Here is an 18,970-nt window from a genome sequence, read left to right as displayed (position 1 = left end):
TCGGCCAGTTCGCCCGTGGGTGGGGGCTCTACCGCGCGCCGCTCAAAACGGGAAAGCAACTGATAGACCGCGGGTACAACGACGAGCGTCAACATCGTCGATACGATCACACCGCCGATCACGGCCAGCGCCATGGGCACGCGCGTTTCCGCCCCCGGACCGATGGCGAGCGCCAGGGGCAGAGCCGCAGCGATGGTCGCGAAGGAAGTCATAAGGATGGGGCGCAATCGCACGGGACAGGCCTCCAGCAGGGCCTTGCGGATATCGGTCTCGCCGGCGGCACGCACCTGGTTGGTGAAGTCCACCAGCAGAATGGAATTCTTCTTGACGATGCCCATGAGCAGAATCAGGCCGATGAAGCTGTAGATATTGAGCGACTGGCCCGTGATGAGCAGGGTCAGGAAGGCGCCGGACACACTGAACGGCAAGGCCATCAACACGGTGACCGGATGAATGAAACTGTTGAACTGCGACGCCAGCACCATGTAGGAAACCAGCAAGCCGAGCACCAGGGCAAACAGCAGGTCCTGGAACGATTCGCGGAACGACTGCGAACACTTCTGTGGTAATGCGCCGCGCTGCGTCCAGCGCCAGTTGTTGCGATTTCCCGGTCTTGATGTTGGCGAAGATCTGGATCGCGCGCTCGCGATCATAGCGATTGATCTGCGCCAGGGTCGGACGAACCTCCAGTCGTACCACCTGCGACAACGGAACCAGTTCGCCGCGATTGTTTCGCACGTACAGATGCTTGATCTGGTCGGCGCGGTCGCGCTCTTTCTCTTCCAGTTGTACGCGTATGTCGTATCGATGACCGTGCGATGAATACTGACCCGCGACATAGCCGCCAACGAGGATATTGACCACCTCGGAGATGCTCTGGATGCTGACGCCGCGCTCGGCGGCGGCGGTACGATCGGGAATCACCTGAATTTCGGGTTTCCCCTCGAGGTAATCGCTGTCGACATCTTCGACCAGGCCGGTGGCGTCCAGCTTGTTGATGATCTCCTTGGAGTACTGTGCCAGCCTGTCCCAGTCGGGGCCCTGGATCGCAAACTCCACGGGGAAGCCACGGCTGGCGGCAAACCCGCGCAGGGACAGGTCCTGGATCTGGACCTTTACGTCTCCGATCTTGCGCAGGGCCTTGCGCGTAACGTCCATCATCTCCTGCTGGCTGAGTTCGTGACCAACCCTGGGGTCAACTCCGCGCTGACCCTTGGGCTTCATGGTCACGAACAGGATACCGGTGTTGGGAATGCCGCCGGCGCCGAAGCCGCCGACAGCGGTGAAATAGCGCAACACCTCGGGGCGCGCCTTCAGCCACGCCTCCGCCTTCTTGAACTTGGAATCGGTGTACTGCAGGGACGAATCCACCGGGGTCTTCATGCGGACGAGAAAGGTCCCCTGGTCCTGTGCCGGCACGAACTCCTTGTGTAGCGGCTTGAGCGACATCATCGACGCACCGAAAAACACCAGGGACACAAACAGCACCCACCAGGGATGACGCAGGGACGTGCGCAGGACACGACCGTACAGTGCGGCGATCCGGTGAAAGAAGAAATCCGCGGCGCGGCCGATGCGGGTGGTACGGCTGCCCGCCTGCACGAATTGCGAGGACCGCATCGGCGTCAGCGTCAGCGCCTCGAACAGGGACAACAGGACCGCCACCGTCATGGTGACGCCAAACTGGAAGAAGAAGCGGCCGATAGCACCGCGCATGAACGCCACCGGCAGGAAGATCGCAATCACCGCCAGCGTCGCCGCCAGGGCCGCGAACTGGATCTGGCGCGCGCCCTTGTATGCCGCCTCGACCTGGCCTTCCCCCGCTTCACGATGGCGCACGATGTTCTCCAGCACCATGATGGCGTCGTCAACAACGATGCCGATGGCCAGGCTCAGGCCAAGGAGGGTGAAGGTGTTCAGCGTGAAACCGAAGAAATACAGGGCGATGAACGTGCCGATGATGGATGTCGGGATCGCCAGGATCACGTTCAGGGTCGCGGTCCAGCTACCGAGGAACAGCCAACATACGAAGGCCGTAGCCAGTGCCGAAAGCACAAGGGTGAAATAGAACTCGCCGACGGACTGCTCGATGAAATGCGTGGTATCGAAGTTGATGGCCAGCTTCATCCCCGCGGGCAACTGCTTTTGCAGCTGGGCCACTCTTGCCTTCACCGCATGCGCCACGGCGACCGCGTTGGAACCGCGCTGTTTCTGAATGCCGAGGCCCACCGCCGGCAGCCCGTTGGCGCGAGAGATCCGCTGGATATCCGCGAGACCGTCCTCCACCTTCGCCACCTGCTTCAGCTGGATGCGCGTGTACACCGGCTGGCCGCCGCGGTGACTGATTACGATGTCCCCGAACTCCTCGGGCGTTGACGCCTCGCCCAGGGTGCGGACATCGTATTCCTTGGGTCCGCTCGTGACCTGGCCGGCCGGCAGCTCGGAGTGCTCCGCCTGAATTGCATCGACGACATCGGTCGCGTTGAGCTCGTATCGATCCAGCTTCTTGCGTGACACCCACACGCGCAGATTGGGGTCGACATAGCCGCCCAACAGGACATCTCCGACCCCGCTGACGGACGATAACTTGTCACGCAACACATCCTTGACGTAGCGCATGATCTGCGGCGTCGTGTGGCGGTCCGAACTCAGGGTGAGCCACATGATCGGCTGGTCTTCCGGATTGGTCTTGCGCAGCACGGGCGGGTCCAGGTCCTTCGGCAGCGAGCGTTGCGCGGCCGTCACCTTGTTTTGCACGTCCTGGAAGGCAAGGGAAATATCACGATCCAGATTGAATTCGACGGTGATACGCGCCTGTCCGAAACTCGAAGTGGACGAAACGCTGCGCACGCCTTCGATGGTCATGACCGCGTCTTCCAGCACATCGACAACGTTGGACTCGATGATTTCCGGCGCGGCGCCGGGATAGCTTACCGAGATGGACACCACCGGAAAGTCCACGTCCGGCAGCTGGCTGATACCCATGCGGGTAGCGGAAATCAGGCCAAAGATAATCAAGCCACCCATCAGCATCCAGGCGAACACCGGTCGGCGAATGGCGATACCGGGCAGACTCATGGTGCCGTACCGTCTCCGGCAAGTATCGGCAGACGGTCGCTGGCTGCCTGCAGCTTCATCCAGTCAATCTTGGCGGTGAAGCGCGCGCGATCCAGGGCGCGTTGATTTTCCTGATAACTGGTGAGGGCCTGCAGGACATCGAGATTGGTGACCAGTCCAAGTCGATAGTCCTTCTTCTGCGCATCATAGTTGCGACGTGCCGCCTCGGTAGCGGTCTTCAGGGCCTGAAGTTGTTGCAGATCGAACCCGGCACTGTCATGCAGCGAACGAATTTCCTGCTGCGCGCTGCGCCTCGCCTGGCTCAACGACAGTTCGGCCTGTGTGCGCTGCGAGATCGCGTCGCGCGTCGCGGAGCGAAGTCCGCCCCCCGAATAGATCGGGATCGAAAGCGTCAGCTGCACGTCCCAGGTGACATCCTTCAGATACCCCGCACGCTGCGTGTAGTAGTTGCCGTTCAGATCCAGGGTGGGGAGATAGGCCCCGCGCGCGACCTTGACGTTCTCCTGCGCCGCCTTCAGCCTTTGATGGGCCGCCTGAATATCGGCCCGCGATTCCGTCGCCGCCAGATAGGCATCCAGGCCATCGACCGCGCCGGGAAGGCTTTCCGAATCCTGCAGCGGCGTGTTCGCATCCATACCGCTGAGAAAGGCGAAGGTCTCCCGTGCCACCCGCAGTTGCCCGCGCAGTTGCTGGACCTCGGCGCGCAGCGTGCTGATGGCGGTCTGCACAGTCAACAACTCGCTGGACCGCGATCGTCCGATCCGCACGCGGGCGCGCAGGTCCTTTGCCCGCAACTCGTTCTGATGGATTTCTTCCTGGAGGTTCGCCAGATCCTGTTCAAGCGACAGGACAGTGTAGAAATTCTGTACGACGTCGTTGAACAGCAGGCGTCGTGCATTCCGGTAGTCGTCGCGCTGCGCCCCGACCAGATCCTTGGTCTGACGCAAGGCTGCGAATTCACGAAAGCCGCTGAACAGGGGCTGGGACAGGTTGAGGCCAGATACGGGTTGATAACCCAGGGCGCCGGGAAGTGACGAGGCCACGTTTGGTGCCTGCTGCCAGGTGTAACCGGCAAACCCCTTGATCGTGGGTCGCACGGCCGCCTTGGCCTGCCGAATCTTTTCTTGCGCCTGCCGCACCAGCTCGCCCTGAATGGCAACGGTCTCGCTGCGTTTCAGCGCGGCGGCATAGTAGGCATTCAGATCCAGGGCCGGCGCGGCGCCGGCGGTCGGCACGGCGGTTGCGGCGCAAACGCCAAGGAACAGGGACAGAACCCGGCGAATTGCTGGACTTCCTCTCAAGAGTGTTTTCCCCGCATGGGCGCGACTCCCTGGCTAGCGTGATGGCGCCGCCTTCCGGGCAGCGCACAATATAGTGAGCCCGACCGTCGGGCGGCAAGTACTCTTTTGCAAGATACTGTCAAACGGGGCCAGCAGCAGATTCAGGGTTTGAAATACTCCCAGCCCTGATGCTGGCGCTTCAGAATGTGCACCGCGCCAAATGGTACTACGCGTACATCCGGGGCCAGGTCGCCCTCATCCACATGATCAGTCTTGAGAGAACGCCCGCAGGCAATCACCTGGATACCTTCCCGCTGCACCCGTCCAATCAATGTCGCCTCCGGACCAAAGGCATCCAGCAACTTGACGGTCGGACCAAATATCACCACTTCAAACTTCGCCTTGGGCAGAACCTCGTGCATGTTCGAGGCCAGGCGCAGCGCACGTTCAAATTGCGCCCGATCGCCATTGCCCTGAACCACTACGCCACGAATGCCGTCCGCGTGGGTCACTCCAGAAGAAAGCGCAAGCAATATCGCAAAGAGGATCTTTTTCATGGGACTCCTGTGCCTGGTTTGATCCGGTCGTGGCCACAGGCCGGAATTCTTGTCCTGGGTTCACATGGGAATGTATCAGCCCAGAAGCCGGGCGAAAAACTCCAGGGTTCGGGGCCAGCTGACACGGGCCGCGTTCTCGCGATACATGCGCGGGTTGGCGAAATTCATGAAGGCGTGCCCCGCTCCCTCGTATTCATGGAATTCGTGGTCCTTGCCCAGACGTGTCAGTTCCGTGTCCAGCTTCTCCCGGTCTTCGGGCGACGGGTTCTTGTCGTCAGCCCCGAAGTGGAACAGCAAGGGACAATGCAGACTCTCGCTGAGAGAAAATGGTGACGCCCCGTCTCCCCACGGGATCATGATATTGCCGCCATAGTAGGCCACGGCCGCGCGCACACGGGGGCTGAGTTCGGCCAGCAGGTAGGCAACGCGAGCGCCCATGCAAAATCCGATGATGCCCATTCGATCCGGATCCACAAGCGGATGTTCACAAAGAAAGTTGATGGTGGCGTTTCCGTCCACCTCGAGTTCGGCATCACGCAACTGCTTCAGCCAGTCCATCATGCCGCCCTGGCGCGTATCCAGGCGGTGGTAGAGATCGGGGGCGGCTACGAAGTAGCCGGCTTCGACCAGGCGTTCGGCCATCCCCTGGACGAATGTGTCCACCCCGCCCGCGTGCTGAATCACCACGACCGCGGGAAACGGTCCCTCGCCTTCCGGCCAGGCCGTGTACAGGCCCATGCCACCATCTTCCGTGGGGATGGTAACGGTACGCACGCTCATGTCCTCTCCTTGCTGCTTCGCGACTCGTTCAGTTCACGGGATTCTACCAATGGCTGTGTGGACAGAACGTCAAGATCCCCCCACGGGACACAGGCGCATTGCCGGGGCGGCTGGCTACGTGCGGAGCAACCATATATATAGGTAGGGCCGCATCCCGCCCGCGCCCGGAGGGCGACGTGCCGGTGATTGCCGTTCCCGGATTGCCGCGATACTGTCAACAAATTCCTCCAAACAGAACACCGTCGTGCCACACATCGCCCTGCTCAGCTTTGGACCGACGCAGATCGCACTGATCGCGCTGCTGTTCGTATGGGCGGGCTTCGTCCGCAGTGGCCTCGGGTTTGGCGGTGCCGCCCTGGGCCTGCCACTGATGCTGTTCCTGAACGATCAACCCCTGTTCTGGTTGCCGATTATTGGCACCCACTTGCTGTTCTTCTCCGCGCTGACCCTGCGCACCCGGCTGGGCAACGTGGACTGGGCCTACCTGCGCCGCGCGGCGGCCTGGGTAATCCCGGCGGCCCTGGTGGGTATTTTCGGGCTTCTCAACCTGCCCAACAGGCTACTGGTGGTGTTCGTGTACTCCGTCACCCTGCTCTACGCCTGCCTTTGGTTGTTGGACCTGGAAATTCGCAGCGATCGTGACTGGATTGATCGCTTCCTGCTGGTGGCGGGAGGCTACGTCGCCGGGACCTCGCTTTCCGGGGCGCCGCTGATGGTGGCGGTCTTCATGCGCAATATCTCACCCCAACAGTTGCGCAACACCATGTTCGTTCTCTGGTTCGTGCTGGTTTCGGTGAAGATGACGACCTTTGCCGCCGTGGGGGTGACACTGAATTTCGGAACCGCCCTGGCCCTGTTGCCGGTGGCGGCCGTCGGCCATGTCATGGGCCTGTACACTCATGAATACATCCTGCGCAACGACCGGCTTTTCCGGCGCGCCATCGGCGGCGTGTTGCTGGTGATATGCGTGCTCGGGTTCTGGAAACTGTCTTCCTGAGGTACACCCGAACGTACCCCGCACTCTTCTCAAGGACGCTATTTCTTTAGCAGGTCTTTCAGGTCGGCAAAGGGATTGTGCGTGGCACCGCCTCCGGCCCTGTCCTCGCGCGGTCCGCCCGCGGCCTCAAGCTGACGCTGGTGCTCATTATCGTGGCAATACACGCAAAGCAACTCCCAGTTGCTGCCGTCCAGGGGATTGTTGTCGTGGTTGTGGTCGCGGTGGTGAACCGTGAGTTCCTGCAGATTGTTGCGGTTGAACTCCCGGCCGCAGCGCCCGCACACCCACGGATACATCTTCAGCGCACGCTCGCGATACTCCTTTTCGCGCTGGTCGGCGTGCCGTCGGGCCGCCGCCACGACCTCGTCGAGCTTGCCGCCGCCGGAGCCGGTCTTCTTCGTTGCCATGGAACTACGGGGTCCTGAAAAATGTCTATTATGCGCAATCTGGTCGGTGCATCAATGTTCGTGCCCGCACATACCGACCGGGTTACCCTTGTGCCGATTGGCGCTATAGTAGGCGTCCGACCGGGAAAAGCCCGGCAATAGGACAGAACAGGAGGAGAAATCATGAACGCAAGACGTGTGTTCCCCATCGGTTTTGTGCTCCTGGCACTCGTGCTGCCGGCGACCGCGGCAACTACCTCGGACTATGCCAAGGAAAAGCGCTGGGCATCGCAGGTCGTCGATAACCTGTTCGTCGGGCAGGCCGTATATCTGCAGGCAGAAAATCACAAGTTCCTTTCCATTTTCGCCGAACCGACCACAAGCAAGGCCAAGGGCGCTGTAATCATCCTTCACGGCAAGGGCGTACACCCCAACTGGACGGATGTGGTCTATCCCCTGCGCACCCAGTTGCCGGATCATGGCTGGTACACCCTGTCCCTGCAGATGCCGGTTCTGCCCAACACGGCCAAGGACGCAGAGTATTCGCCGCTGGTACCCGAGGCGGCGCCCCGAATCGCCGCTGGCGTGGCATACCTGAAATCGAAGGGGATCAAGAACATCGTTCTTGCCTGCCACAGCCTGGGCTGCACCATGGGCGCGTACTACCTCGCCCACGATCCTTCGCCGGACGTGCATGCCTTTGTTGCCGTGGGCATGTCGGTAATCCCGTTCAAGGAAAAATCGCGAGTGGTGACGAGCTCGCTGGAGAAGATCACCATTCCTGTGTTCGACTTCGGCGGGCTGCAGGATTCCGAACAGACCCCGGCGGCGCAGAAGGCGCGTATGGACGCGGCGAAGAAGGCGGGCAACAAGCACTACACCCACAAGTGGATCAAGGGAGCGAATCACTTCTTCACCGGCATGGATGACACGCTGGTGAAGAATGTCAGTGACTGGCTGGACAAGAACGCGGTGAAGTAGGGCCACGACAATGCCCGACGCCAGCCGCCGGGCTATTCCTCGTGGGCAAAACCCTTGACGACATAACCGCCGGATTTTTCGTCGAAATCGAGTTGCAGCAGCCCACGCTCCCGGGCCTCCTCCAGCAGCTGTCCGAAGGTGCGAAAGCCGTGATAGCTTTCGTTGAATCCGGGTTTGCGTCGCTTCAGTGCCTGCTTGACCATGGAGCCCCAGACCTTCTCCTCGTCGCCGCGCTCCTCGAACAGGGCCTCGACCGTCTGTAGCACCAGGTCCAGGGCCTCCTGTTTCCTCTCTTCCTCGTCGCCGGTCGCCGTCTTCTTCGGCCCGGCCGCCTTGGTCCGCGCCTTGCGTTTCTTCTTGCGCTGTTTTTCCGCCTCGCGCACGAGATCATCGTAGTAAATGAATTCGTCGCAGCTGGCGATGAGCAGATCGGAGGTGGAGTTCTTCACGCCGACGCCGATTACCAGCTTGTTGTTCTCGCGCAGCTTGCTGACCAAGGCGGAGAAGTCCGAGTCACCACTGATGATGACAAAGGTATCGACGTGGGATTTGGTGTAACACAGGTCCAGGGCGTCGACGACCATGCGGATATCCGCCGAGTTCTTGCCCGACATGCGCACGTGGGGGATCTCGATCAGCTCAAATGCGGCCTCGTGCATGGCACTCTTGAATTCCTTGTAGCGGTCCCAGTCACAGTAGGCCTTTCTTACGACGATATTGCCCTTGAGCAACAGGCGCTCGAGAACGCGCTGGATATCGAAGGCTGCATACTTGGCGTCGCGGACGCCGAGGGCGATGTTCTCGAAATCGCAAAACAGCGCCATGTTCTGGGTATCGTGTTTGCTGGCCATTTCGTTCGTTTCCTTGTTCCTGTCCGCATCCGCGTGGGGCTATTCTCCCCCGCGGCCGGGGGGCGAGCAATGGCGGGTCAGAAATCCATCCAGGGCGTTGCCAAAGTTCTGGCGGTCGGCCTGGCTCAGGGTGGCCGGGCCGCCAGTATGCACACCGCTGCCACGCAGTTCATCGAGAAGATCGCGTACGCGCAGGCGTTCGCGAACGTTTTCCGTCGTGTACATTTCACCGCGCGGATTGAGCGCATGCACGCCCCGCTCTACAAGTTGCGCTGCAAGCGGTATATCGGCGGTAATCACCAGGTCCCCCGACACGGCACGGCGCGCAATCTCCCGGTCGGCCACGTCAAATCCCTGCTCCACCTGCACGGCGCGGATATAACTTGACGGCGGCGTACGCAGGGGTGCGTTGGCCACCAGGATCAATTCCACGCGTACCCGATCGGCGGCGCGAAACAGGATTTCCTTGATCACACTGGGGCAGGCGTCGGCATCGACCCAGATCCGCATCAACCGGTTCCCTCCCGGGAAACCCGCGGACGCCACTCAGGAGGCCGGTGTTTCATCGCGACCGTCGGCGTGATGCGCGAACCGTCCCCGCGCCGGATCGTGCACCTGGTCGGCCCGCGGCCAGGGCCAGCCGCCAAATCGGGTGTCATTGTAGTCGTTGAAGGCCTGCTGGATTTCGGCGCGCGTGTTCATGACAAAGGGGCCGTATTGCGCCACGGGTTCGTTGATGGGCCGTCCCTGCAGGAGCAGCAGGCGGCTGGGCGCATCACCATTTTCCAGAACTACATCCACTTCGGACTGCAGCACCGCTGCGTGACTGACCTTCAGCGCCTTACCGGTAAGGCGAAGCGCGCTCCCCTCAAAATAGTACAGCATCCTCCCAACCCCGGGTGCGGTTGCCGGCAACACCCAGTCGGCACCGGGGGCCATGGCAATGATCCAGATCGCGACGTGATTGTCCGGATCGGCCGCCCACGAGTCCGGTGGTGGTGCCAGGGCGGAGGTATCGGCCAGGCTTCCGGCAATCAACTCCACCTCGGTTTCCCGTCCGTCCCCATCCGCGGTGCGTACGTGCGGAATGGTGTCTCCCCAAAGCATCAGAAAATGGGGCTCCACCATCTTGTTCCGCGCCGGGAGGTTCAGCCAGATCTGGAACAGTTCCAGGGGGTTGGGTCGATCTTGCTTGAGCAGGGGAAACATCTCCGAGTGCTGAACGCCCCTGCCTGCGGTCATCCACTGGGTGTCACCTCCGCCGTAGCGACCGGCGGCACCCATGGAATCGGCGTGGTCCACCAGTCCACGCTGCACAATGGTCACGGTTTCAAATCCCCGATGGGGATGAACCGGAAAACCCGGAACCTTGTCGCCGTGGTACATGCGCCACCCATCCCTGGGCTCGAAGTCCTGCCCGATATCGCGGCCGGCCAGGGACGCGTCCGGGCCCGCTCGCCCGTCCCCTTTCGGATAGGCATCGTCGTGATGCACGCAGAACAGAAACGGATCCAGCGCCGGCCATTGAAAATCCAGTTCGAGTACTTTCAGTATTGGTGAATCACTCATATCGCTACTCCTTCCAGTCTCTTCAGACCACCAGAACGCGCATAGATTTCACACCGGCGGTTGTGGAGCTATCTGAATGCTGGCTTCTCGGACGCTGTATCCACTTTTTCCATGTGGCACGGGCCGGTAGTGCGGCGCCATCGTAGTAGCACAAGGCCATGTTCGCGAAAAGTCGCAGGGATGTCTTTGCCGAAACGCCACCTGCAATGCTGCGGAGTTGCCTGCCTACTCGGCGCCCGCCAGATTCCGAAGGGTCGACAGCGCCTGATCGATGACGGGCGAATCGTGATCACCATGAAACACCACGTAAGTGGGAATCGCAAACCGGGGGCTGTTCGGCACCTCAAACAGGGTGCCATCTCCGATCAAGGGCCGCGCCATGCGCCACGGGATGAAGCAGGATCCGCCATTGCTGCGGATCAACTGCACCCCCAACCAGCCGATATTCACCATCTGCGCCGGACGCTCCAGATCCGGATAGCTTGCGCTATGTTGCGCGTAGAAAGCCGGGCCCCAATCCACATAGACGTAATTGGGATCCGGCCAGGGTATCGCGGGATCCGTCGTGACCAGCACCAGGGTCTCGTCGAACAGGTGTTCCACCTGCAACCCCGGACTGTGCTGCGGGGTGTACATGAGTCCAATGTCGAGGGTTCCTTCGACCAGACGCCGCATCAGGTCTTCCTCGAACCCGATCTCGCTCACGATGGCCACATCCGGTGCTGCACTCCGCATGTTTCCGATCCACTCGGGCAGAAATCCGTCCCACAGGGCAATGCGCGCGCCGACGGTGATGCTCGCGCGAAAGCGACTCGGCAGGCCCACATCGTGGCGTGCCTGTTCCAGGGTCAACATCAGGGATTTGGCATGCCGCAGGAAACGACGACCCGCCGGGGTGAGGCTGGCGCCGGCCCGGTTGCGCACGAACAGGGTGGCACCCAGGGAGTGCTCAAGATTCTGGATACGCGCACTCACGGTGGATTGGGTGACGTGCAGGCGCCCGGCCGCCTCGAGGAAACTCCCGTTGGCGGCAACGGCGAGGAACGTCCGCACCTGCTCGGTATCCATTGCCGAATTATATATCGGAATGCTCGATATTAACTACGGATAAAATTCGTTTGTTATTTATTATCATTCGCTTATATTTGAATCACGTGGCAACCAAGCAAGGAGTTCGTCATGCCAGTATCTGCCAAGCAAGCGCAGCCGGGCCCCGACCCCCAGCGGGACGACGAAGGCTATCTCGTGGATCCGTCCGAATGGAGCGAGGCTGTGGCCGAAGAAATCGCCGCCGATGAACAGCTGCAGCTAACCGAGGAACATTGGAAGGTCTTCGGGTTCATGCGTGACTACTACAACGAGCACCAGATTGCGCCCGACGCCCGGTTCACCATCAAGTTTCTCGCGCACGAGCTGGGCTATGGCCGCGCCGCGCGTAAACGCCTGTTTGAGTTGTTCCCCTACGGCTATGTGAAACAGGCCTGCAAGGCCTCGGGGATGAAACGACCACGCGCCTGGAGTACGGGTTAGCCCTCCTCCCCGATCCTGTGGGGCGACGGGAACGCCACAAGGTGTTCGCCGGACCGGAAAAGAAAAGGGGAATCTGTTTAAATCTTCCTGTCGCCGGGACCACAGGATTTCGCCATGTCGATGCCCGAACATCCGGGCCGGGAAGTATCCCTGGAGGACAAGCTCGCGCTCTTGCGGCGGCCGGATACCTGGCCGGAGCGGCCCACACGCATCGAAGAGCGCGAGACCCACATGTCCTGGGTCTTTCTCACGAAAGAGCATGCCTACAAACTGAAAAAGCCGGTTTGCTACGACTTTCTCGATTTCAGCACCCTGGCGCTGCGCAAGTACGACTGCGAGGAAGAGCTGCGCCTGAACCGCACGCTGGCGCCCGACGTCTATCTTGCGGTCGTCCCCCTGGCCGTGGATGCCGATGGTCGCGCCCGGGTGGAAGGCGATGGCGCAGTCATCGAGTGGCTGGTGAAGATGCGCCGCCTGCCGGCGGAAGACATGCTGGACGAACGCATCCGGCGCAACGACCTGCCTGCCGGGCAATTGCGTGAGTTCGCGCGGCTGATGGCCCGCTTCTACGCTGATTGTCCCGATGCCGGTCTCGATCGCGAAGGGTACCGTTCTGCCTTCGCCGAGGGCATCGAGATCAACCAGCGCGAGCTCGCCGCCGTGGATCACGAACTACCCCACGACATCGTGCGCAAGCTGCATACCGCGCAAGTGGATTTTCTACATCGCGAAGCGGCGCTGTTCGATGGCCGGGTGACGGCGGGACACGTGGTCGAAGGCCACGGCGACCTGCGCCCGGAGCACATCTGCCTCAATGAACAGGCGAGGGTCATCGACTGCCTCGAATTTAACCGCCAGTTTCGCCTGGTTGATCCGGCGGACGAGTTGTCTTTTCTCGCCATGGAGTGCGAGCGCCTGGGGGCCACTTTCGCGGGAGACGAACTGCTCGAAGGTTATACTGAGACCAGCGGGGATCTACCTCCGCAGCGCCTGTTGAAGTTTTACCGGGTGTATCGCGCCTGCCTGCGTGCACGCCTCTCCATCTGGCACACGCGCGAACTGGAACGGACGCAATGGCCAAAGTGGCAGGCCCGCGCCCGCGAGTACCTGCGACTTGCGCAGGAATATATTTCCGATATCGCAGGCTAGGTCGCGAGCAATTCGACGAGAGAACCTCCCTCGTGCATGCGCCGGATCGCCTCGGCGAAGAGCTTCGCCGACGGAAGCACCACCAGCCTCTGCTGTGCCAATACCGGATCCAGACGAAATGGCGGCACGCTGTCGGTCACGATGATCTGGTACAGGGCCTCGTCGGCCAGGTGTTCGTTCGCCTTGCCAACAAACAGTCCGTGGGATGCGCAGGCATAGACTCTCGTAGCGCCCGCCTCGCGGCACGCGCGCGCGGCGTGGGCGATGGTACTTCCGCTGCCGATCATGTCGTCGACAATCACGACCGTCGCGCCTTCGGCATCCCCTACCAGCCTTCCGAGGTTCAGTACGCCGCGCGCGCGGGCCTTTTCCACGAAGGCAGCTGCCGGCTCACGGCCCAAGGCGTGACCGAGGGCCTGGCGAAACCGGTCCGCGCGCTTGATCCCGCCGACGTCCGGCGAAACAACGACAATCTTCTCTTCATCCCGGATCCGTGGTAGGAGGTGTTCAATAAATAGACGATTCGCCTCCAGGTGTTCGCTCGGGCACCGAAAGGCGTTCTGGTAGGCGGCAAGATTGTGTACGTCCATCGTGACGACGTGGTCCACGCCCACGGACTCGATCATCTGCGCGACATAACGTGTGGTGACGGGATCGCGGGTCTGGGTCTTTCGGTCCTTGCGGGCGTAGGCGAGGTAGGGCATGACCGCGGTCAGGCCTGCGGCACCTGCATCCCGGAGGGCGCCAAGGAAGAAGATGAGGCGACAGAGCTTGTCGTTGACACCCTGCCGGTCGTCGGCGTATAGCGAATGGATCACGTATACGTCGCGGCCGCGAACATTCTCCAGGGGCCGGATCTTGTGCTCACCGTCCTCGAATTCCCGCTCCTCATGGGCGCTGAGGGCGATCCCCAGTTCGGCGGCTACCTGCTCGCCGAATTCGTGACTGGTCTGGATGGCAAACACCGTCGGTGCTGATCCGGAATGCGGGGCAAAATCGGTCATGACCCGAGCATCCGCCGATCGGTCGCCGGGTGCGTTGATGTGAATCAACAGGCTGGGGGAACTAGCGCCCCAGGGCTTCGTGCGAGATACAGCTGATCTTTCGGGTCATACAGCTTCCGCGGCAAGCGGCCTGCTTGAAGTCCGATCCCATGTGGCGCAGGTCGCACGTCAGGATACAGACCTGGTATTTCGCATCGCAGCCGGCCCAGTACGGAAAGCTGACCACTGCAATCACCAGCAAGGCAACAACCGCGAGCAGTATCTTCTTCATCTTCATATCTACTGACGTTCACATTGGTAGCGACCGCTCTCGAAACGGGTGAAGTATGCGTTCACCAGCGGATGCTGTACGGGCCCGCCGTCGGAATCCGCTTCCAGGTTTCGTTCCGCCACGTAGGTCGTATTGTCCGTGCCATCCACCAGAACATGGTACCACGGCTGGTCCTTCGGCGGCCGGGAGCGGGCAACGGCTTCATACCACTCGTCACTCAACTGAAAATTCGAATCCACGTCGAAGATGACGCCGCGATAGCCGAACAACCGGTGATGAATCAGTTGACCAACTGAAAATTTTGCGCGATGAATGGGGATAACCTGGCTCATGGTTCTCACTCTCCGTCGGTTCATTCTACCTGCCGTCGAAAACCAGTACGTGATTGTTGCCCTCACCACTGACGATCAACTTCTTGCCCGAGAGAAACACGCCGGTTGGAAACGAAAAGTGGATGGTGCGTTTCCTGTGAGTCGCCCCGGCTCATTGTTGTTTTTCCCGCGCCGGGGATCCCCGGTGCCATCCGGACGACCTGCCCCATACCGACCCGTACAAAGATAACGCAAAATCGTCCAGAGCCGCCATTTGCCGGGACCGGTTGTTTCTGATCCGTATCAACCAGTCCCGGGACGGGCGCGATAGAATGGTGCCGGTTTCCGGCAAAAAACATTCGATTCCCGGACGTCGCGGAAAAAGGGGAGATAGAAATGGCTCTACGCGCTGACCAGGCCTCCCGCGCCTTTATCAAACTGAGTCTGCAACTGCAGGGCCTGATTCATGGTCGGTTGTGGTTGCAGGTAATCGTGGGCATGGTCGCGGGGATCGGGGTCGGAACCCTGATCGGGCCCACGGTAGGTCTCGTCAACGCGAAGACGGCCTCGATTATCGGCAACTGGCTGGCCCTGCCGGGGCAACTGTTCCTGCTCATCGTGCAGATGATTGTCATGCCCCTTGTGTTCGCATCAGTCATTCGCGGCCTGGCCGCCGGCGGCAAGGGTGCCCAGTTGCGACGCATGGGTGGCCGAATCGCGGCCTACTTCGTGGCCACCAGCGCCACGGCCATCACCATCGGCCTGGCGGTGACCTTGTTGATCCAGCCGGGTCGCACCCTGGACAGCGCCCTGGTGAAAAAAGCCATCGGCAGCGGCAGCGGCATGGTGGTCACCCAGCTCAAGAACAACAACGCGACCCTGCCCAGTTTCGGTGAACTGCCGCAGAAGTTGTTGACGGTGCTGCCGGCCAATCCACTGACCTCCATGGTCGAGGGACAGATGCTGCAGGTAATCCTGTTCGCCATCATCGTCGGGGCGGCGCTGGTCAGCATGGTACCGGCCCAGGCCAAACCGTTGCTGGATCTGCTGGGTTCGCTGCAGGAGGTGTGCATGACCATCGTGAAGGTGGCCATGCGGCTTGCACCGTTCGCGGTGTTCGGCTTGCTCGCCCAGCTCACGACCAAGATCGGACTTAGCATGCTGCTGGGAATGGGCGTGTACGTGGGGACGGTACTGATTGGGCTCGCGCTGCTGGTATGCGTATACCTTACTATATTGTGGGTCGCGACCCGGACGAACCCCGTTCGTTTCCTGCGGGCCACGCGAGAAGTACTGCTGCTGGCCTTCTCCACCTCCAGTTCGGCGGCGGTCATGCCATTGACGCTCAAGACCGTGGAGGAAAAACTGAACGTCAAACCTGCCGTTTCCCAGTTCGTGATCCCCCTGGGCACGACCATCAACATGGACGGCACCGCACTGTACCAGGGCGTGGCGGCGATCTTTCTCGCCCAGGTTTTCGGAGTTCAGCTCGGTGTCGGCGCCATGTTGCTCATCATCATAACCGCCGTCGGCGCCTCCATCGGTTCCCCGGGCACGCCAGGCGTCGGGGTCGTCGTTCTTTCGCTGGTGCTCGGCAGCGTCGGGATTCCGGTGGCCGGTATCGCGCTGATCATGGGCGTGGATAGACTGCTGGATATGAGTCGCACCGCGGTCAATGTCATGGGTGACATGGTGGCCTCCACGGTGATGGCGCGCTGGACCGGCGAATCTATGGAGTCAATCGGCATTGCACCGCAAGCGGTGGTGAAAACCTAGTGCTTACGGGATCTTCCCGGAACAGAAAGCGAGCAAAGACCGCGTGGACAGGCGCCGACTATGCCTGGGCGCGAGTAGTCGGCGATGTGTCGGAACGGGCGTTCCGCCGATCGAGCCAGTCCAGGAGTGCTTCGCGCGGCATTGGCTCGGTGAAGTAGCTGCCCTGGGCCGTATCGCAGCGCAGCTCCTTGAGTTCCTCCAGGATATCGGCCTCTTCCACGCCTTCGGCTACCGCGCACAAACCCAGGTCGTGGGCGAGATGAATCACACCCTTGACGATCTGATAGTTCGGTTCGTGCCGCCGCATGGAGCGGACAAAACTGTGATCAATCTTCACTTCGGCGAACATGATCTCCTGCAGATTGGTCATGGAAGAATAACCGGTTCCGAAATCGTCGATGGAAATCTTCACCTTCAGGTCCCGGGCGAGGCGGCCGAGACGCTCGCCGATCTTCCGGGGATTCGCCGCCAGAGCCGATTCCGCGACCTCCAGGAGGATTTTCCGCGGATCGGCGTTGTGCCGGGCCATGGACTGCGACAGAAAGCTGGCGAAGCCATCGTCCATAATGTCGGCCAGGGACAGGTTCACAGCGATTCGCAACGGGTAGCCCCGGTCTGCCAGGATCGCATAGTCCCTGAAGACACAGTTGAACACCCAGCGGGTAATCTCCCGGATGTGCCCGGTCTGTTCCGCGAGCGGCAGGAATTCCCCCGGGCTTACAAAACTCCCGTCCTCATCGCGCCAACGGAGCAGTGCCTCCACCCCGGTGACGGCATCATTGTCGACGCAGATCTGCGGCTGGTAATAGATATCGAAACGTTCTTCTTCGATTGCGCGAACCATCTTGCGCAACAGGACGAGGTTATTCTGCCCGTCGTGCCGACGGGGATCATAGACCACGAACCGGGTTTTCAGCTGCTTGCATTCGTACATCGCCAGGTCGGCGGCGCGCGTCAATGTGGTGGCATCTTTTCCGTGCAAGGGATACAGGGCCAGACCGAGACTGCCACCGACCTCAAGGCGTTGGTCGCCGATTTCCACCGGCTTTTGGAAACACCCAAGCACGCGCTCCGCGACCATCTCGGCGTGGACCATGTTGGTATTGGGCATGAGAATGGCAAACTCATCGCCACCCATGCGCGCAACGGTATCCGACTTCCGCAATACCGAATCCAGTCGTCGACTGATCTCCTTCAACACCTGGTCGCCGACTTCGTGGCCGAGCAGATCATTGATTTCCTTGAAGCGGTTCAGATCGAGAACGGCCAGGGCGAAAGTTTGCCCATCGCGCTGGGATTTTTCGAGGGTCTGGCCGAAGCGGTCCTGGAACAGGACCCGGTTGGGCAGTTGCGTCAGGGCATCGTTCAGCGCCTGATACTCCAGCTTGTCCCGTTGCGAATCCAGTTCGCCGTACAAGCGGACCAGATAGGCTCCTCCCCAGAAGATCAACCAGACGACGAAAAATGCGGCGGCGAGGATGGGTGGACCCATGGCCTTGACGTAGCTTCGCACCGTTGCTTCGCGGGAACGGTTAATGAAATAGACCGTGCCCTTGCCGTCCGGCAATGGCCGGCTGGTCCAGAGATACTCGTGGCCCTGGTAGACGATGCCCGCAAAATGGTCAGGCTCCGTCTCGATGCGAGCGAGGAGGTGTTGCGCGGCATCTGGATGACCAGGGACGTTGAAATCGGTTCGGACCAGCTTGCCCGCGGCGTCTACCACAGTGTAGAAATTATTTGCGGCAAGGAATCGGTGCATGGCCTGGGCAGGCAAAAGCTCGTGCTGGAAATACTCCTGGGCAACGAGATCCAGGTTTGCCAGTCGCTCTTTCTTTGCGTGAATGGCAGCAGTCTGCCACGACACATAGCCGAAAAAGGCCAGCATCCCTGTGCCCGCCAGGACGAGCACAATCAAAAGGCGCAGCCTGGGATTCACGCGCCCTTGCCCGTCCCGTTGCCCCGCGTGCGTACCCCGGTCAGGGCATACACCGGACACCACCCGATAAAGACCACCATCACATTCAGAATCCCGATTCCGCCAAGAAGCCAGGCAACCAGGCGATTGCCAACGATCTCGGGCTCAACAAACCCGAGGTAGATCAATGCAATGGCGAGAAAAGTGCGAACAATGCGATCAAGCGCGCAGGCATTTGGTATCAGTCTGGTCATCTCACCATCTTTGGCCCCCACCCAGGGCGCACTGTCTACAAGCATAGGCCGTGCCAGCCGGCGCGCCAGTTCGCGAGACAAATCGTCGTGAGACACCGGAAAAAAGGCGGGGATTCGGCGGGAAAGGGGAGACTGGCTTGGCCCGGTTCCGTGACCGGACGGCCCGGTGACGGAAACCCCGCCACCGGATGCCAAAAATTGTCACTTTGGGGAAAAAAGTGGCCGAGGCGTAGCCGGCAAGCCTGCCGGCGAAGGAATCAATACGCCCGCAAGGCTACGGC

At 60.9% G+C, this 18,970-nt stretch carries 19 protein-coding genes; 5 read left to right on the top strand and 14 right to left on the bottom strand.

Features of this window, described 5'->3' with window-relative positions:
- Positions 1-42: 42 nt before the first annotated feature.
- From P8X48_07225 to P8X48_07210, 4 genes are all read right to left on the bottom strand, one after another.
- A complete protein-coding gene (locus tag P8X48_07225; protein ID MEJ2107104.1) occupies positions 43-3,078 on the bottom strand; it encodes an efflux RND transporter permease subunit in 3,036 nt (1,011 codons plus the stop codon).
- On the bottom strand, positions 3,075-4,379 hold the full coding sequence (locus P8X48_07220; protein MEJ2107103.1) for a TolC family protein: 1,305 nt from the start codon (positions 4,377-4,379) through the stop codon (positions 3,075-3,077). The genes P8X48_07225 and P8X48_07220 overlap by 4 nt, the downstream gene beginning before the upstream one ends.
- 140 nt (positions 4,380-4,519) lie before the next feature.
- The gene (locus P8X48_07215) at positions 4,520-4,915 is read right to left on the bottom strand and encodes a DsrE family protein (GenBank protein MEJ2107102.1); all 396 of its coding nucleotides are present in this window, start codon (positions 4,913-4,915) and stop codon (positions 4,520-4,522) included.
- Positions 4,916-4,990: 75 nt separating this feature from the next.
- Entirely contained in the window at positions 4,991-5,695 is a 705-nt protein-coding gene (locus tag P8X48_07210) for a dienelactone hydrolase family protein (GenBank protein ID MEJ2107101.1), read from the bottom strand.
- A gap of 244 nt (positions 5,696-5,939) precedes the next feature.
- Here P8X48_07210 and P8X48_07205 point away from each other — a divergent pair, with 244 nt between their 5' ends.
- Positions 5,940-6,692 (top strand): sulfite exporter TauE/SafE family protein, encoded by a 753-nt coding sequence (locus P8X48_07205; protein MEJ2107100.1) that lies wholly within the window; start codon positions 5,940-5,942, stop codon positions 6,690-6,692.
- Between the two features lie 38 nt (positions 6,693-6,730).
- Here the strand turns inward: P8X48_07205 and P8X48_07200 are convergent, their stop codons facing one another.
- Positions 6,731-7,099, bottom strand: a complete 369-nt coding sequence (locus P8X48_07200) for a YajD family HNH nuclease (protein ID MEJ2107099.1) — start codon at positions 7,097-7,099, stop codon at positions 6,731-6,733.
- Between the two features lie 162 nt (positions 7,100-7,261).
- On the opposite strand from P8X48_07200, the gene P8X48_07195 reads away from it, so the two are divergent.
- Positions 7,262-8,059 (top strand): DUF3530 family protein, encoded by a 798-nt coding sequence (locus tag P8X48_07195; protein ID MEJ2107098.1) that lies wholly within the window; start codon positions 7,262-7,264, stop codon positions 8,057-8,059.
- A 32-nt stretch (positions 8,060-8,091) separates the two neighbouring features.
- Here P8X48_07195 and P8X48_07190 read toward each other — a convergent pair whose 3' ends face one another.
- The 4 genes from P8X48_07190 to P8X48_07175 all read right to left on the bottom strand — a co-directional run bounded on the left by P8X48_07190 (position 8,092) and on the right by P8X48_07175 (position 11,547).
- Entirely contained in the window at positions 8,092-8,910 is an 819-nt protein-coding gene (locus P8X48_07190; protein ID MEJ2107097.1) for an NYN domain-containing protein, read from the bottom strand.
- 39 nt (positions 8,911-8,949) lie between these two features.
- A complete protein-coding gene (locus P8X48_07185; GenBank protein ID MEJ2107096.1) occupies positions 8,950-9,420 on the bottom strand; it encodes a YaiI/YqxD family protein in 471 nt (156 codons plus the stop codon).
- A 36-nt stretch (positions 9,421-9,456) separates the two neighbouring features.
- Entirely contained in the window at positions 9,457-10,479 is a 1,023-nt protein-coding gene (locus tag P8X48_07180; protein MEJ2107095.1) for a pirin family protein, read from the bottom strand.
- A 225-nt stretch (positions 10,480-10,704) separates the two neighbouring features.
- The gene (locus P8X48_07175; protein MEJ2107094.1) at positions 10,705-11,547 is read right to left on the bottom strand and encodes a LysR family transcriptional regulator; all 843 of its coding nucleotides are present in this window, start codon (positions 11,545-11,547) and stop codon (positions 10,705-10,707) included.
- A 111-nt stretch (positions 11,548-11,658) separates the two neighbouring features.
- Between P8X48_07175 and P8X48_07170 the strand changes: the two genes are divergently transcribed.
- Both P8X48_07170 and P8X48_07165 read left to right on the top strand, forming a co-directional pair.
- Entirely contained in the window at positions 11,659-12,009 is a 351-nt protein-coding gene (locus tag P8X48_07170) for a TusE/DsrC/DsvC family sulfur relay protein (protein MEJ2107093.1), read from the top strand.
- Between the two features lie 114 nt (positions 12,010-12,123).
- Complete coding sequence (locus tag P8X48_07165) at positions 12,124-13,158, top strand: hypothetical protein (protein ID MEJ2107092.1); 1,035 nt, start codon at positions 12,124-12,126, stop codon at positions 13,156-13,158.
- On the opposite strand, the gene P8X48_07160 is transcribed toward P8X48_07165, so the two are convergent.
- The 3 genes from P8X48_07160 to hspQ form a co-directional block, all read right to left on the bottom strand.
- Complete coding sequence (locus P8X48_07160; protein MEJ2107091.1) at positions 13,155-14,162, bottom strand: ribose-phosphate pyrophosphokinase; 1,008 nt, start codon at positions 14,160-14,162, stop codon at positions 13,155-13,157. The two genes, P8X48_07165 and P8X48_07160, sit on opposite strands and share 4 nt — an antisense overlap.
- Before the next feature lie 61 nt (positions 14,163-14,223).
- Positions 14,224-14,433 (bottom strand): hypothetical protein, encoded by a 210-nt coding sequence (locus P8X48_07155; protein MEJ2107090.1) that lies wholly within the window; start codon positions 14,431-14,433, stop codon positions 14,224-14,226.
- Positions 14,434-14,441: 8 nt separating this feature from the next.
- Positions 14,442-14,765: a heat shock protein HspQ gene (hspQ, locus tag P8X48_07150; GenBank protein ID MEJ2107089.1), complete on the bottom strand. Its 324-nt coding sequence runs from the start codon at positions 14,763-14,765 to the stop codon at positions 14,442-14,444.
- Between the two features lie 375 nt (positions 14,766-15,140).
- Between hspQ and P8X48_07145 the strand changes: the two genes are divergently transcribed.
- On the top strand, positions 15,141-16,520 hold the full coding sequence (locus P8X48_07145; protein MEJ2107088.1) for a dicarboxylate/amino acid:cation symporter: 1,380 nt from the start codon (positions 15,141-15,143) through the stop codon (positions 16,518-16,520).
- Between the two features lie 58 nt (positions 16,521-16,578).
- Here the strand turns inward: P8X48_07145 and P8X48_07140 are convergent, their stop codons facing one another.
- Together P8X48_07140 and P8X48_07135 are read right to left on the bottom strand one after the other, a co-directional pair.
- Complete coding sequence (locus P8X48_07140; protein ID MEJ2107087.1) at positions 16,579-18,456, bottom strand: EAL domain-containing protein; 1,878 nt, start codon at positions 18,454-18,456, stop codon at positions 16,579-16,581.
- The gene (locus P8X48_07135; protein MEJ2107086.1) at positions 18,453-18,689 is read right to left on the bottom strand and encodes a DUF2892 domain-containing protein; all 237 of its coding nucleotides are present in this window, start codon (positions 18,687-18,689) and stop codon (positions 18,453-18,455) included. The genes P8X48_07140 and P8X48_07135 overlap by 4 nt, the downstream gene beginning before the upstream one ends.
- Between the last annotated feature and the right edge of the window lie 281 nt (positions 18,690-18,970).

It is taken from the genome of Acidiferrobacteraceae bacterium (assembly GCA_037388825.1).
Lineage (GTDB): Bacteria > Pseudomonadota > Gammaproteobacteria > Acidiferrobacterales > JAJDNE01 > JARRJV01.
This window is presented reverse-complemented; position numbering and strand designations above follow the sequence as displayed.